Below are 15,359 nucleotides of genomic sequence, written 5' to 3' on the forward strand. Positions count from 1 at the left end.
GTAAAAAACTATTCAATAAAATTTGCGATAATTTGTGTAATTTCTGGTAAAAACCAATCCAATAAAATTCGTGAATTCGTGGCAGAAAAACTAACCGCAAAGGGCTTCGACTCCGCTCAGACAGACAGGCTTAGTAAAAAACTATTCAATAAAATTTGCGATAATTTGTGTAATTTCTGGTAAAAACCAATCCAATAAAATTCGTGAATTAGTGGCAGAAAAACTAACCGCAAAGGACTTCGACTCCGCTCAGCCTGACAAACGCAATAATTCACGGCAAAATAAAGCATAAAAAAACCTCGCCGATTGACGAGGTTTTAGTTGTATTATTTTTTTGATTCTTCGATAGAAACTTTTCTGAACTCTTTTAAAAGTTTTTCAATTTCTAAAGTAGCTTTACGTGCTCTTGGTCCTGCAGCCTTGATACCTTTCTCAGTTAAAGATTCAGCTTCTGCTTTGAATGTGTCAATTTCGGCGTTGATTTTTACTAATAAATCTTTCATGCTTATATATTGTTAAATTAAGCCACAAAAATAAAAGTTTGTGTGATAGTTACAACAATTTTGCTGTTAAATTTAATGCAGTTTTTCATGCATTTTCTTTACAATAAATTGACTTGCTTTGTTTTCAAAAACCCAGCAAACACAATGTATTAACAATCAAAGACTTATTAATAAAATATTCTAGTTACGCTTATTTTAATGCTTTGTAGAAAGTATCTCAGTTCAAACAATTTTATCAGAATTTGGCGTCTGAAATCCTTCTATTTGTTAATTTTTACAGGAAAAAATTGCTCCAAAAAGGAAAAAATTAGTCGATTAGAGCCTTATTTAGGTAAACATTCTTGAAAATAATACCATCTACAATACTCTTATCAATCTTCGTTTTTACAGATTCTATATTTAGATTTTTAAATTCAAAATTGCTTAATCGCACATTCGGATCTTTTTCCACACCATAAAAATTAGTGCATTTGAGATTGATATTTCTCAAAGTAATATGATCTCCATAAGACAGCGGGATATCTTTACGATTTTTTAGATCATAAAACTGCCGCCACGCAAAAATAGCCAAACCCGTTTCCGCTTCACCTTGAATATTTTCAACCAAAATATATTCGTACCGTTGCGGCGTATCTGGTCTCATTTTTAGCCAAAGCAGCCGAGAAGCACCTTCTATTTTACTGTCTCTAAAAATTACATTACGGTTGTGGATTGCTTCGCTCCCATTGGTCAATGCCGAATGGCAAAACCCAAAAGTACAATCCTCAATGATGATATTTTTATTAGAGCCGTTATTCTCGTCTTGGTCTGCATAAGGGCCTTTACCGCCTTTTAGAGCTACTGCATCATCATTAACCGACATGTAGCAGTTTTTTATTAAAACATTTTCGCAGACATCCAGATCAACCGCATCTGTGCTAGGCGCTTTAATTCCGATATGCGGAGAGAAAATATAAAGATTCAGCAGTTTTACATTCTTGCACTTATAAAAATGATTCGTCCAAAAACCAGAATTAATCAATTTTACATCCTGAAATTGAACATCATTGCAGTTCCATACAAATACTAATCTTGGGCGTGAAACTTCTAGATTCGTACAGTTTGGATTTTCACTTCGTCTTTTCCAGAAAGCTTCCCAAAACTTTTTACCATTTCCGTTTATAGTTCCTTCGCCAGAAATAGAAAAACGATCTACTCCATAAGCATTCACCAAAGCAGGAAAATAATCCAAATTCTGCCCTTCTATTCTTGAAGCCCTAATCGGATAATCAGCAATTGCATCTGACCCTTTTAAAACTGCTCCTTTCTCTAAATACAAAGCTGTTTTGGGTTTAAAGAATAAAGCACCACTCAAGAAAACGCCTTTTGGAAACACAATTACGCCACCACCATTTAATGATGCTTGGTCAATTACAGATTGAATGCTCTTAGTCTGAATTAACGTGCTGTCCTGCTTAACTCCGAAATCTGTTATACGATATTGTTTCCCTAAATCTTTCAGCTGCAACTTCTGATCATTTTTAAACCAGCTGCTAATCGGACTTCCATCAGGAAAAAATTCCGAATCTTTCTGTGCAAAAGAAGAATTTAGGCAACATATAAAAGTTAAAACAAGAAAAAGCTTTCTCATTTGTATAGCAGTCTCAAGTTTCAAGATTATTTAATTTTAACGGTAACTTTAGCAGAAAGCTGTTTCGCTAAATTCGTCACATAATTGGTGAAGAAAGCAGAATCTTCAAATCCTTTATCTGCACTTAATTCCCAAGCTGCAACAGCATAATAACTAATTTCTTTATTGTTTTCAATTTTCAATTTTGCCAAATACGAATCTGTTAGCTGTCCTGTTTTAGGAGCTTCCATATAGCCTTGATAAATATTTTTCGGAACTAAAATCGCCGATCCTAAAATCCATTGGCGTTCGTACGTAAGGCGGTCATGTAGAATCAAACACACCCATTCGCCAGCTTCTATAACTTGAAGCGGATTTTTATTGTTGATGTTTGAAAGCGCCGCGAGAAAAGTTTCTTTTCCTTTAATGCCATTGATAGACACCGTATTTTTATAGGCATACATTCCTGGCCAAATCGATGTTGTTTCTTGCGCCTGATATAAGTTGTCAGAAGCTTTCCAATTTTCGTAGTGATAACTTAAAACTGACTTTACAGGTCCTTCTGCTACAATTTTGAAAGTCGTTTTCTCTACATTATTAATCGTATCATTTCCTAAAATACCAAGCCTAGTGATTTTATTATCAGCCAATAATGCAAAACCGCCTAAACCGGCAGAACTTCCCACAGGAAAAACATCTCTTCCCCAATCCAGCATGACATGATAATTGTCTTCAACGGCACCTTTGCTGTTTATTCCAACATCTTCTGGTGTTATTCCCGGAAGTTTTTTACCAAACACATCTTTACAGTTTCTTCCGTCCAGATAATGTCTAAAACCCACTTTATCATTCTCCCAAGTTGGCCCATCAGTCTGATATTTTTGATAGCCTAATTTTTTATGCACTTGATTGGCAAGCAAAACTTCTTGTGTATCTGGATGAACTGGTAAATCTTTGCCTTCCCTTTTTCCAAATCGAACACTTGTCTTAATTGTAAATTTAGGATCTTTATCTGACCACTTCCATACAATCTTTTTTTCTTCATTTGGCGCAAAATCGGTCACAAAAAATAGTTCATCCCATTTTCCATCTCCATCAAGATCATTAATTTGTGCTGGAATCGTATCGTTTTTAAAAAGCAAAATCGGGTAATTTGCTTTATTTTCAAATCGCTTTTCTCTTTTTATAGAAACTGCTTTTTGAGATAATTTTAAAGTGCTTGTGTTTTTTACAACTATAGTATTTTCTGCAGTTTTTTGGGCGTTAGTGCTTGTGTAACATAATGCAGTAAAAGCAATTGAAATATAAAATGGGATTATTTTTTTCATTCTTTTTTAATCTTTATATTTTTTCCGAACAATTTATGAAATTAATTGTTATTATCACACTTAAAACATAAAACTTCATTCAAAAAAAATGCAGGATAACGAACAACAATTATCCTGCACTTGAACCACAACTTCTAAAAAATTATGAACGAAAAAAAACTATATTAAAAAATACATAGCTTTATAATAATCCTGAAACTTTGTTTCTCTATTTACTTTTTTATCAAAAGGCGTTTTTTTAATTTTTGCAACTGGTTTTTCCATAAAATGCTGCTTCAATTCCTTAAAAACTTCTTTTCTGGTTTTTGACTCATCAAAAAGAACTAAACCATTTATTTCTTCCAGAACTGACAAGGCTGAATAAAATTGCTTGTCAAATAAACAGACTAAAGTATTAGCGTTTCGATGTTCCTTTTTTAAGAAACCAAGCAATTCCAATTTATCATATATTACAAATACAATTTTGTCGTATTGTTTTTTGTCTCCATCCTTTTCATCAAAAAATAGACATTCAGAAAGTTCAAAATCATCTTTAAGCTTTCTTTTAAACATTCTTAAAAAAAGCCCTCTATTATCGTTTACCTGGTGCTCCATTACCTCCGGCAATACCATCTTTTCCAGAAACTGTTTCTCCAGAAACAGCTAATCTTACCCATTTGTCTACATACCAGTAGTAGTACCCAGGAATAACATCTGCAGTAGCCTCTGTATTAAAAACCAATAAACTGTTTGCGTATCCACCATTATCCAGTGTTACTGTGGTTTTGTCAGTCGAACTTTTCAGTTTTACACTCGGAATCAAGATACCTTTATTTCCATCTTTAGAATACACCTCTAACTGCGTCGAAGGACTCGGATTTAGCTTTCCAATACCTACTTGCGAATAAGCAGAAAAAGCACCTAAAACAAAAAATAAAGGAAGTAATTTATTTTTCATGAGATTTGATCTTTATGAATTATTAATTAATTTTTAAGCTCTGATTAGAAATAAGAAATATTTCTAAATGCATAAAATGCTCACTAGTACTAATAAATATCGAATTCAGTTTTTTTGTCTCTTTAAAGTTTAGAGAAGTGATTTGCTGCCATTCTGAAATTTCTGCTGTGCTTACTGTTTTTTTTATTATATGCATTGTAGTTTATTTCGTTACTACTAACTTGAAAGTATATTTACTATCAATTTGAAGGTGCAAAGTTCCAGACAAATGCCTCCTTTCTTAACCTGTAAAAGTTTTTATATTAATAGATTAAGACATACTTGATATTTCCAAAACAAACAATAAAACACTACGTGTCAGACACTTGCATTTTATATGTTTTAAAAAACAGCTCTAGCAAAAGATGGTTTGATTATAATTTTAAAAATCTCAATTAGAAGAGATTACCCTTTATGAAGTATGATTAGATACAACTATATAAGTTAAAGGGACTTTTTATACTTCCTTTATAGATATAGATATGTCCTGCAAAAGAAAGCAGATAAGTAGGGATCAATTTTTATTTTCTGATGAGTTAAAATACAGCGCGGGGAAGTACGTCCGGTAAAATTAACGGCCTTATTTTTAGGTATAGGCAAAAAAAATACTGTACAAAAAACACGTTTTGTACAGTATTAAGGTTATTTCGGATTAATTAAATAAAGGCTTATTTAATTTCTTTTTGAAGTTTTTGAAGTGAGGGATTCTTTAAAAGTTTAAGCTGGCTTATAAAAATCTGTGCTATTTCTGTTGCTCCTTTTAAGGAAAGATGTGTATCGTCTTCTTTGTCTTTATCGTAAAATGGGTTTTCGCCTCCTTTAAAATGCAAGTGCAAAAGTTTAGAGTTTTCTGGCCCGTACGACTGCTCCAGTAATTCTGTATAATATTCTAAGTCTATAAAAGGTACATTATATTCTTGTGCCACCAATCTGGTTTCTAAAGGATAATCGCCATGCGTAGGCACCAGTACTCCTTTTTCATTAAAATTGCGTCTGCTGATAGAGGTCAGCAAAATAGGAATTGCTCCTTTTTCACGGCTTTCTTTTACAAATTTTATAAGGTTGTATCTGTAAGCAGTATGCGGATTGGTATATCGTGATGGGTCTTCTATTTTTTGGTCATTATGCCCAAATTCAATGAGTACGTAGTCTCCTTTTTTTAATACCTTATATATAGAGTCCCAACGTTTTTCTGCAATAAAACTTTTGGTGCTGCGGCCGTTTACTGCTTTGTTTACTACTAATATATTATCTGTAAAAAATGGCTGTAGAACTTGTGCCCAACCGTGTTCTGGATTTTTCTCTGGATCTTTTTTGTTCGCCATTGTGGAGTCGCCAATGCAATATAGGTTTGTTTTTTGGGCTACGGCTGCTGTGGTGATCAGAAGTGTTAGGATTATATATTTTTTCATTTTTTTAATGAGTTTAAATGCATTGTTTTTTTTACCGCAAAGTTCGCAAAGGATTACGCAGAGCACGCAAGGTTTTTTGTTTAATTCCTTTTGCCACAAAGACGCAAAGGCGCAAAGTTTTATTTTAAGCTTAACTGCACATTTTCTGTTTCTGAAACTAGAATTGCGCTACGATTATTTTTTATTTAATCGCGCAAAGACGCAAAGATGCAAAGTTTTATTTTAAGCTTAACTGCACATTTTCTATTCCTGAACTGAAATTGTGCGATGATTATTTTTATTTAATCGCGCAAAGACGCAAAGGCGCAAAGTTTTATTTTAAGTTTATCTGAGCATTTTCTGTTCCTGAAATTGAAATTGCGCAATGATTATTTTTATTTAATCGCGCAAAGACGCAAAGGCGCTAAGTTTTTTTGTTTTTGCTACAAAGACACTAAGGCGCAAAGTTTGTTTTAAGCTCAAATCTTTGTGTTAAATGCACTGCGGTGCGTCTCTACAATTCGGTTCGTAAAAACCTTTGTCCCTTTGTCCCTCTGTCTCTTTGAACCTAAAAAACTAATGTTTCGAAACTGCTGTTGGCACGCTTGCTCTTTGTCCTATAAAAACATCTGTCATTAATACGTTTTCTGCATTTTCGTTTGACAGGGCGTTTTTGGCTTGTTTAATCTCTATGTTGTTTAAGGTTATGTTTTTGATTTTTTTATCTGGAAATCCTTGAATTACAATTCCTGATTCTGATGCTTTATTACAAGTAATATTTGAAAAATGTATATTGGATATATCCGATTGATAGCCTTTTCCTTCTCCGTGATAATTGGCTGTTATATAGAGACAGTCTTCAACCTGATCTAATTGAATGTTTCTAACAAATATATTTTTGATATAACCGCCTCGGTCTGCATTTGTTTTTAAATAAATACCTCTCTTTAAATAACCAACGGTTTTGCAGTTTTCAACAAAGACATTCTGCACTCCTGCTGACATTTCGCTGCCGATAACTACGCCGTGAAGTCCTTTAAAATTACAGTTTCTGATGACAATATTTTGACTTGGTGTTGCTGTATTGGCTCTTCCTTCGTGATCTCTTCCTGCTTTTATGGCTACATTATCGTCTCCGTTGTCAAAAGTGACATTTTCAATTAAGATATCTTTTGCATATTCTGGATCGATTCCGTCGTTGTTGTGATTTAAGGATTTATAACTGATGCCTCGAACGGTTATGCTTTCTGATTTTAAAAGATGAAGACACCAGAATGGCGAATTTTCTATTCTGATATTTTCGACCAAAATATTTTTACAATTGAGAAACTGAATCATTTGGGGTCTTAAAAAATAACCTTCTCCAAATTTTCTTTCGTTTAATGGAGTATTGTTATGATTCATTTCGCGGCTTCGGTTTTTGCCTTCGCCTTCTTTTGCCTTAAAGGTTTTCCATATTTTTCCTCCTTCTCCATCAATTGTTCCTTCACCAGAAATAGCAATATTATTGCAATTATTGGCATAAATTAGCGGACTGTAATTATACAGCATTGTACCTTCCCAACTTGTTAAAACCATTGGTAAATAATCTCGCGGATTATCACTGAATTTAATCTTGGCTCCTTTTTCGATCTTTAAATTGACGTTGCTTACAAAGTGGATTGGCCCATTAATTTTATAAATTCCTTTTGGAACGATAATCGTTCCGCCATTATTCTTTTTGCATAATGCCATGGCTTTATCAAAAGCCTTTTTATTATTGGTAATTGAATCGCCTTTAGCTCCCAATTTTACAACATCTATTTGATAAGCCGGAATTACAAGCAGCTGTATATTTTTTACAATCGAATCGGCTTTGGCAGTCGGAAACTGAGTTTGTTGCGCAAAAGCAGTGACCGAAATAAAAAAGAAAATAAAATTTTTAATATTCATTTTTTTATAGGTTCTAAGGTTCTGAGATACTAAGGTTCTGAGGTTTTCTTTAGAGAAGCATTACGAAAAAGCTTAGCCTCTTAGCTCCTCAGAATCTTAGTCCTTTATAAAAAATACCAATTTGTAATTTTGTCTTTAAGAATGTTTTCTATAGAATATTGAACAGCTTCTTTTTTTGTAAGCTGATGCGACCAATTTACTCTTTTATTGGTTTGGGATCCCTCTCCTTTACAATTGTATTCGGCATAAAAGCTATTTTTTTCTGCTTCTGGTTTCGACCAGTTTTCCCAGCCTTCTGGTTTTATTTGTTTTCCTAATTCACATTCAATGTAAACGGTTTTGGCATAAATACGCCAAGGTCTTCCGAGATATACTTGTGATGCTTCTGGATTGGAAGTAATTTTACAGTTTTTAAATACAAAGCCAAAAGCTGTTCCTTCTGGCGTTGAAGCCGCGGTAATATAAGAGCTTTTAATGCTGTGAATAATACAATTTTCAAACAGCACTGTCGCACCTCCAAAAATAAAATCGGTTGTTCCTTCTATATAACAGTCTTTAAAGTATTGTTTGGCTTCTTTTCCAGACAGGTATAAGGTATCTTGATTTCCTAGAAGATTGCAGTTTGAAACTTTTACACGATTTGCTACAACCGATAAGGCAATTGCCTGACCGCGATCTCCCGAGGCATTTTTAATCGTTAAATTTGAAACAGAGCAATCATCCCCTTCTATTAAAACAGTGTACGTGTAAAAAGTACTGTTTCTTCCTAAACCAATTTTAGAAAAGTTATCATCAAAGGTAATAATAGTGTTCTCTTTGCTTTCTCCTTTTAAAATTACATTATTGTTCCATTCTGGAATTCTGACTTTTTCATTATAAATTCCATTTTTTACATAAATGGTCACTTTTTCATACGGAAATGCAGGTGTTGCGTATACAGCATCTTGTATTTTAGTAAAGTCACCAGAACCATCTTGCGCTACTGTAATGAAGTTTACATTTTTCTTTTCGGCTGCTCCTACCTTTGTACCGTTTTTAACGGCCCAGTCTGGAAATTTTTTCAAAGCTTCTTTTGGCGCATCCGTATACCACGAATAACCATTTCTTCTTTCGGAACCAATTTCTGCAATAGATTTCTTTTTAATTCCATCGCGATCACAAAAGAAAGGTTCATTGGATTCTAAATCCATAAATCTTGCCCAAAGGGGTGCAGCATTTTGAGTTGGAATCATTTTTTTGTCTATAATTTTTCCAGCATCGTTGAGCACTCTTTTTTCTTCCAGATTCGTGATTTTTGTTTTTTCAAACCAAGCTACTGCACTTTTTACAGCGGTAACAATTTCTGGCGAAGGTTTATCAATTGCCATTAATAGCAATACTATTTTTGCTGATTCGTATCCGCTTAGTGATGCCAATTCAAAAGCTCTTGCGTTTGCAGGCTGCAACGTAATCTCGTCATGCTGTGCGCACCAAGCGGTTAAAATTCCGTTTTGCTTGTATTGTGTTTTTAAAATGCAGTCAACTCCCTTGTCAAAAGCTTTTTTACATTTTTCTACAATTTCTTTTGAAGGTTTTATGCTGTAATAATCGGTTTCCTCTGCAACGTTTTTAATTACATTCAAGATATTTACCATCGAATCGTCGTTGTAGGTAATATGCGTGTAATAGCCTTTCTTTAACGGATAAAACTGTGGCCACCCACCGTTGTCATATTGCGCTTCCAGCAAATAATTTAATCCTTTTAAAAAAGATGCAGCGTAACGTTCGTCTTTAACCTGAGCATACATTCTCGACATAAAAAGCATTTCCTGACAAGTTGCTCCGTTGTCTGTTGTGGTTTCTACAGCCGTTTTTTTGAGTGCAATTAAATCCTCTTTCTGTTTCTCTGTAAGCTCCTCCTGCATCTGGATGTTTTTTGGCCATCCTCCTATATCTCTTTGATACAGCAATACATTGTCTGCTATTTTTTTGGCTTCCGCCGAAGCAAACCAAGCTGCATCGTTCTTACGAATAACATCTGGCCATCTTTTATAGGTGTTTTGAGATTTTACTGCAAAACTGCAAAGACATAAAAAAAGGATTATTTGTTTTTTAAACTGCATCGCTTACTTTTTATTTTGTTATTCTAAACCAATCTATTTCAACATTTCCAGAATCATTTTTTACTTCTTCGCCTAAAGCGAAAAGTCCGACTTTGGCACCAATCCATTTTCCTTCTTTGGCTTTAAAATCGGTTCCAACTTTTTGATAATTTTTATCGTCTAAGCTGTAAAAGAAACTGCACATGCCTGCTTTAGTAATTTGCACTCTAAGGTAAATCGTATTGTTTTCTATTTTTATAGGTGCAGTTTCAGTTTCTGAAACTGTTTTATCAAAAGTTCCTGTTTTCTGATTTAGATATAATTTCCCGTCAACATTTTTAAAACATAAAAAACTATAATCTAACCCCATTACGATTAAACCTGTAGATTCTTTGTTTAATCTCGGATTAAAAGTCAGTTTTGTGGTAGCTGTAAATTCTTCTGCTGGGAATTTCTGCAATAATAAGTTTGGAGCATTAAAGATGTTCTGAGAAGTGGTATTGCAAAACAAATTCAGATAACCTAAACTGGTCGGAAATCCCCAATTGATTTGTCTGTTTGCCTGCCATTGCCACTGCAATCCTAATTTTGGCGAATTAAATTCGTCTGATTCTGCTGGAGTTTCGATTGGATATTTTTTACCAACGTTTGGTTTTTTATAAGTCGTAACTGGTTCGCCAATTCCGTTTTTATCAAAATCTTCTCCCATTACAGGCCAGTCGTTTACCCATTTCATCGGCTGCAGATGTACAATTCGTCCGTAAGCGCCTTTGTCCTGAAAATGGAAAAACCAATCTTCTCCTGTTTGAGTCGTAACCCAAGCGCCTTGATGCGGACCATTTATAGCGGTCGAACCTTGTTCTATAACCTTTTTCTTTTCGTAAGGGCCGAAAGCATTTTTCGATCTTAAAATAGTCTGCCATCCAGTCGGTACTCCTCCTGCAGGGGCAAAAATGTAGTAATAGCCGTTTCGTTTGTAAAATTTAGGGCCTTCGATAGTTTCTTCGCCTTTATGTCCGTCAATAACCATTACTTCGTCATTGTTTACAATAGTTCCTTCTGGATTCATGGTGCAGACTACCAGTAAACTTTTAATCTGTGCGCGGCTTCCAGCAAAGGCATGAGTCAGGTACGCTTTTCCATCTGTATCCCAAAGCGGACTAGGGTCTATCAAGCCTTTTCCTGCTTTTACTAAAAGCGGTTCAGACCATGGTCCTTCTGCTTTTTTTGCTTTTATCATATAAATTCCGAAATCGGGATCTGGATAATAGATGTAAAATTCATTTTTATGATAGGTGATGCTTGGCGCCCAAACTCCGTTTCCGTGCTGTACTTTATTGTACGTTTCAAACGGCGGCTGTTTGACCAAAGCGTGTCCGATAATTTTCCAGTTTACCAAATCTTTAGAATGCAGAATAGGCAATCCTGGAATACAATTAAAAGAAGAAGCGGTCATATAATAATCATCGCCTACGCGAACGACATCTGGATCTGAATAATCGGCGTGAAGGATTGGGTTTGTGTAGGTTCCGTCTCCATTATCTGATGTCCAGACTTGTGCTGTATTCTTCTGAAAACAGAAAATGGAAAGAAGAAAAAGGATGATTTTTATATTATTCATTGTTGTATTGTTTTTTACCGCAAAGTTTTTTTGCCGCTAAGGCGCTAAGACACAAAGTTTTTTTGTTTGTTTTTTGTTGCAAAGTCGCTAAGACGTAAAGTTTTTTTGCCACGAATTACACTAATTGCACTAATTTTTTTTACGAAGTCGAATACTAATTTGTGGAAATTCGTGCAATTCGTGGCTAAACTTTATTATCTATTTAGCTCTAAAGCAGCTAGAATGAATGGTCCTGTTGCTTTTGGGTCGTTGTCTTTTTTTCTTTCGTTTACGTAATATTCGTAAGAACCGTCACGGTATGGATTTCCACCTAATCCTGCTACTTGACAGCAGTTTGTTAAAGTGATTCCGCCATCTTGATCTACTTTTTTGATTAATACTGTCGTTAATCCGTCAAAAGCTTTGTTGGCTGCTTTTTTAAATTTAGCTGGCAAATACCCTTTGTTTGCTCCTTTTGCATACGCATACGCAAACATAGCCGAACCAGATGCTTCTAAATAGTTTCCTTTTTCACCTGCTTTGTCTGTAACTTGGTACCATAACCCAGATGATTTATCTTGGTATTTAAGTAAAGCCTCAGAAGCATTATTTAGATATTTAACTAATTCTTTTTGCTTTGGATGCTCTTTTGGGTAATAATCTAAAACGTCAACCAATGCCATTACATACCAGCCTAATGCTCTAGACCAGAAATTTGGTGAGTTTCCTGTTTCTTTATTTGCCCAAGGCATTTGCTTGCTTTCATCCCAACCGTGGTACAATAATCCTGTTTTAGGATCTGTTGCATGTAGCTGGATTAGCTCAAATTGTTTTGCAATATCATCCAGACTTTTTCCATTTTCAAACGTTACGGTGTATTGTGCATAGAATGGTTCTCCCATGTACAAACCGTCTAACCACATTTGGTTTGGATAAATTTGTTTGTGCCAGAATCCGCCACTTGCCGTTCTTGGCTGTTCTGCCAATTGTTTGCGTATTTGCTGTAACGCTTTTAAGTATTTATCTTGTTTAGATTCTGCATAAATATCAAATAAAAGACGCCCAGGCACTACCAAATCGATATTAAATTTATCAAATTCATAGGTTTTGATTTCACCATCTGCTTGAACCAATTCATCAACATATCCTCTTATGTAAGCTTTGTATCTAGGGTCAGGATTTTTTTTGTACAATTCTTCAATAGAATGTAAAACTAAAGCGTGAACATAATCCCACTTTGGCTTTTTGGCATCATCCAGCATGTAGGCTTCTGGATGGCGTTTCATCAAAGTTAAAGCCATTTTATCAGACCACTTCAGATTCTTTCCAATCACGATATCTTTCTTCGCTGGCTCTTGTGAGGTTACTTTACAACTCGTAATCGTCATTACACAAATCAGTAAAACTGACATTAGGTAACTTTGCTTTCTACTATTCTTCATTTCAAAATATATTTAATTCTACTATAATCTATTTTTTCTAATTCTCAAATTATCTAATTTTCTATTTGACTAATTATCTAATTCCAATGCGGCTAAAATAAAAGGCCCTAATCCGTGTGAGTTATCGACTTTTATTTTTTCGCCTATATAATATTCATAAGAGCCATCGCGATAAGGATTTCCTCCTAGCCCCGCGCTCGCACAAACTTGCGTAATATGTATTTCTCCATCTGGATCTACGGTAACTAGCTTTTTTACAATACCGTCAAATCCTTTTTCTGCTAAATTTTTATAGCTTTCTGGTAAATATCCTTTGTTTGCTCCTTTAGCGAAAGCGTAAACAAACATTTCAGAACCAGATGCTTCAAGATAATTTCCTTTTTTATTTCCGGCATCCGTAACTTGATACCACAATCCTGATTTGTCTTGAAATTTTTCCACAGCTTTCGAAATCTGATTCAAGTACTGGATTAGTTCTTTTCTTTTTGGATGTTCTTTTGGCATATAATCCAAAACATCAACTAAAGCCATCATGTACCAGCCGATAGATCGAGACCAAAAATTGGGTGAAGCTCCTGTTGTTTTGTTCGCCCAAGCCATTTGTTTACTTTCGTCCCAAGCGTGAAAAAGTAGTCCTGTTTTAGGATCTAAAGTATGTTTGTGGATTTCTTCAAACTGTTTTGCAATATCGTCAAAGGCTTTATTGTTCTCAAAATCCGCTGTGTAACGCGCATAAAACGGCTCGCCCATATACAATCCGTCAAGCCACATTTGATACGGATAAATCTTTTTGTGCCAAAATCCTCCTGAATTGGTTCTTGGATGCGTTTCTAACTGCTTTCTCAGTGTCTGCAAGGCTGTCAGATAACGTTTGTCTTTAGTTGAATCGTAAAGATCAAAAAGTATTTTTCCTGCGTTGATATTATCAATATTGTAATCTTCCAATTTGTAATTCAAGATTTCTCCAGACTCATTAATCGTCGATTCTGCGTATCCTTTTGCATATTCAAAATAAACCGCATTGTTTGTTTTTTGATATAATTTTTCAAAAGACAGCATGGCTAAACCTATTTTATAATCCCATTTTGGTTTTTCGTTGTTATCAATCTGCCAAGCTTTTGGATGACGTTTCATTATAGAAAGCGCCATTCTTTCAGACCATTTCAAATCTTTAGAAATAACAATTGCCTTTTCTTGAGCTGTTACATTCAAAATTGAACATAACAGAAAAATTATAACTGGTATCGAACTACAATATTTTATTTTTCTATCCATCAAAAACGCTTATTTATCCAATTCAATTGATGCCAATAAAAATGCTCCAAGGCCTATTGCACCATTTTCTTTTGTTTTGGAAGTCAGATAATAATTATTTGTTCCGTCTCGAAATGGCTTTCCGCCCAAACCAACATTTGAAGAAACATTCAAAACATTTACTTCTCCTTTTTTATCTACTTTCACAAATTCTTTTACAAAACTGTCAAATGATTTTTTGGCTGTAGCTTTATAGCTTGCCGCTAAATAACCTTTATTGGCTCCTTTCGCGAAAGCGTAAATAATCATACCAGAAGCTGATGGCTCTACGTAATTTCCATACAATTCTGGTTTATCGGCCACTTGATACCATAAACCTGTTTCACTTTTGTATTTATTCACATTATTTGCAATCTGATTCAAATACCCCACCAAAACTTTATATTTTGGATGCGATTTCGGGAAATAATCTAACGTTTCTACCAATGCGACCATATACCAGCCAATTCCTCTTCCCCAAATGGTAGGCGAAGTTCCTGTCTGTTTATCTGCCCACGCAATCTCTTTGCTTTCGTCCCAAGCCTGATAAACCAAACCTGTTTTTTTATCTACAATATGATTTTGAACGAGTTCGAACTGTTTGGCAATATCATCCAGATTTTTTCCTTTTTCGTACTTAACCGTAAATTGCGTGTAAAAAGGTTCTGCCATATACAAACCATCAATCCACATTTGATTTGGGTAAATCTGTTTGTGCCAAAATCCTCCGCTTGGCGTTCTTGGCTGACTTTCTAACTGATTTCTTAGTCTTCCGATAATCTGCAGATAGCGCGAATCTTTTGTGACATCATATAAATTAAACAGCAGTTTCCCTGGATTCAAATAATCGATATTGTATTCTTTAAGATCGTATTTTTTGATATTTCCGGTACTGTCAATCATTCCGTCAACATACTCTTTGATATAGTTCAGGTATTTTGGATTGTTTGTCTTTTGGTACAATTTTTCAAAACCAGACAAAACAAAACCCATTTTATAATCCCATTTTGGTTTGTCGTTTCCGTCGAGCTGCCACGCATTTGGATATTTATTTAAAATAGAAAGCGCTGTACGTTCTGACCATTTTAAATCATAAGAAATAACAGCTGCATCGGCTTGATTTTGCCCAATTGCAAAAACATTGAAAAGCAGAAATAATAATATGGCTGTTTTTTTATACTTCATATTTATATTTTTTTTGCCA

Annotated in this window: 12 protein-coding genes; all 12 read right to left on the reverse strand. The window is 34.7% G+C overall.

Features of this window, described 5'->3' with window-relative positions; genetic code table 11:
- Nucleotides 1-326: 326 nt before the first annotated feature.
- Nucleotides 327-503 (reverse strand): histone H1, encoded by a 177-nt coding sequence (locus tag Q9Q97_RS17250; RefSeq protein ID WP_026729959.1) that lies wholly within the window; start codon nucleotides 501-503, stop codon nucleotides 327-329.
- A gap of 307 nt (nucleotides 504-810) precedes the next feature.
- The gene (locus tag Q9Q97_RS17255) at nucleotides 811-2,157 is read right to left on the reverse strand and encodes a glycoside hydrolase family 28 protein (RefSeq protein WP_306159357.1); all 1,347 of its coding nucleotides are present in this window, start codon (nucleotides 2,155-2,157) and stop codon (nucleotides 811-813) included.
- Between the two features lie 2 nt (nucleotides 2,158-2,159).
- Complete coding sequence (locus Q9Q97_RS17260; RefSeq protein WP_306159359.1) at nucleotides 2,160-3,440, reverse strand: DUF4861 domain-containing protein; 1,281 nt, start codon at nucleotides 3,438-3,440, stop codon at nucleotides 2,160-2,162.
- A 159-nt stretch (nucleotides 3,441-3,599) separates the two neighbouring features.
- Nucleotides 3,600-3,992, reverse strand: a complete 393-nt coding sequence (locus Q9Q97_RS17265; protein WP_306159362.1) for a hypothetical protein — start codon at nucleotides 3,990-3,992, stop codon at nucleotides 3,600-3,602.
- Nucleotides 3,993-4,011: 19 nt separating this feature from the next.
- A complete protein-coding gene (locus Q9Q97_RS17270; protein WP_306159364.1) occupies nucleotides 4,012-4,377 on the reverse strand; it encodes a hypothetical protein in 366 nt (121 codons plus the stop codon).
- Between the two features lie 707 nt (nucleotides 4,378-5,084).
- A complete protein-coding gene (locus Q9Q97_RS17275; RefSeq protein ID WP_306159366.1) occupies nucleotides 5,085-5,828 on the reverse strand; it encodes a rhamnogalacturonan acetylesterase in 744 nt (247 codons plus the stop codon).
- A gap of 555 nt (nucleotides 5,829-6,383) precedes the next feature.
- Nucleotides 6,384-7,739, reverse strand: coding sequence for a glycoside hydrolase family 28 protein (locus Q9Q97_RS17280; protein ID WP_306159368.1), 1,356 nt, complete (start codon nucleotides 7,737-7,739; stop codon nucleotides 6,384-6,386).
- A 104-nt stretch (nucleotides 7,740-7,843) separates the two neighbouring features.
- Nucleotides 7,844-9,841 carry a pectate lyase gene (gene pelA / locus Q9Q97_RS17285; RefSeq protein WP_306159370.1) on the reverse strand — a complete coding sequence of 666 codons (1,998 nt, stop codon included), beginning with the start codon at nucleotides 9,839-9,841 and terminating at the stop codon, nucleotides 7,844-7,846.
- 10 nt (nucleotides 9,842-9,851) lie between these two features.
- The gene (locus Q9Q97_RS17290; RefSeq protein ID WP_306159371.1) at nucleotides 9,852-11,441 is read right to left on the reverse strand and encodes a glycoside hydrolase 43 family protein; all 1,590 of its coding nucleotides are present in this window, start codon (nucleotides 11,439-11,441) and stop codon (nucleotides 9,852-9,854) included.
- A 194-nt stretch (nucleotides 11,442-11,635) separates the two neighbouring features.
- Complete coding sequence (locus tag Q9Q97_RS17295; RefSeq protein ID WP_306159373.1) at nucleotides 11,636-12,862, reverse strand: glycoside hydrolase family 105 protein; 1,227 nt, start codon at nucleotides 12,860-12,862, stop codon at nucleotides 11,636-11,638.
- Nucleotides 12,863-12,931: 69 nt separating this feature from the next.
- Complete coding sequence (locus Q9Q97_RS17300; RefSeq protein ID WP_306159375.1) at nucleotides 12,932-14,137, reverse strand: glycoside hydrolase family 105 protein; 1,206 nt, start codon at nucleotides 14,135-14,137, stop codon at nucleotides 12,932-12,934.
- A 9-nt stretch (nucleotides 14,138-14,146) separates the two neighbouring features.
- Nucleotides 14,147-15,340, reverse strand: a complete 1,194-nt coding sequence (locus Q9Q97_RS17305; protein WP_306159376.1) for a glycoside hydrolase family 105 protein — start codon at nucleotides 15,338-15,340, stop codon at nucleotides 14,147-14,149.
- Between the last annotated feature and the right edge of the window lie 19 nt (nucleotides 15,341-15,359).

Source organism: Flavobacterium sp. DG2-3 (genome assembly GCF_030730925.1).
GTDB lineage: Bacteria > Bacteroidota > Bacteroidia > Flavobacteriales > Flavobacteriaceae > Flavobacterium.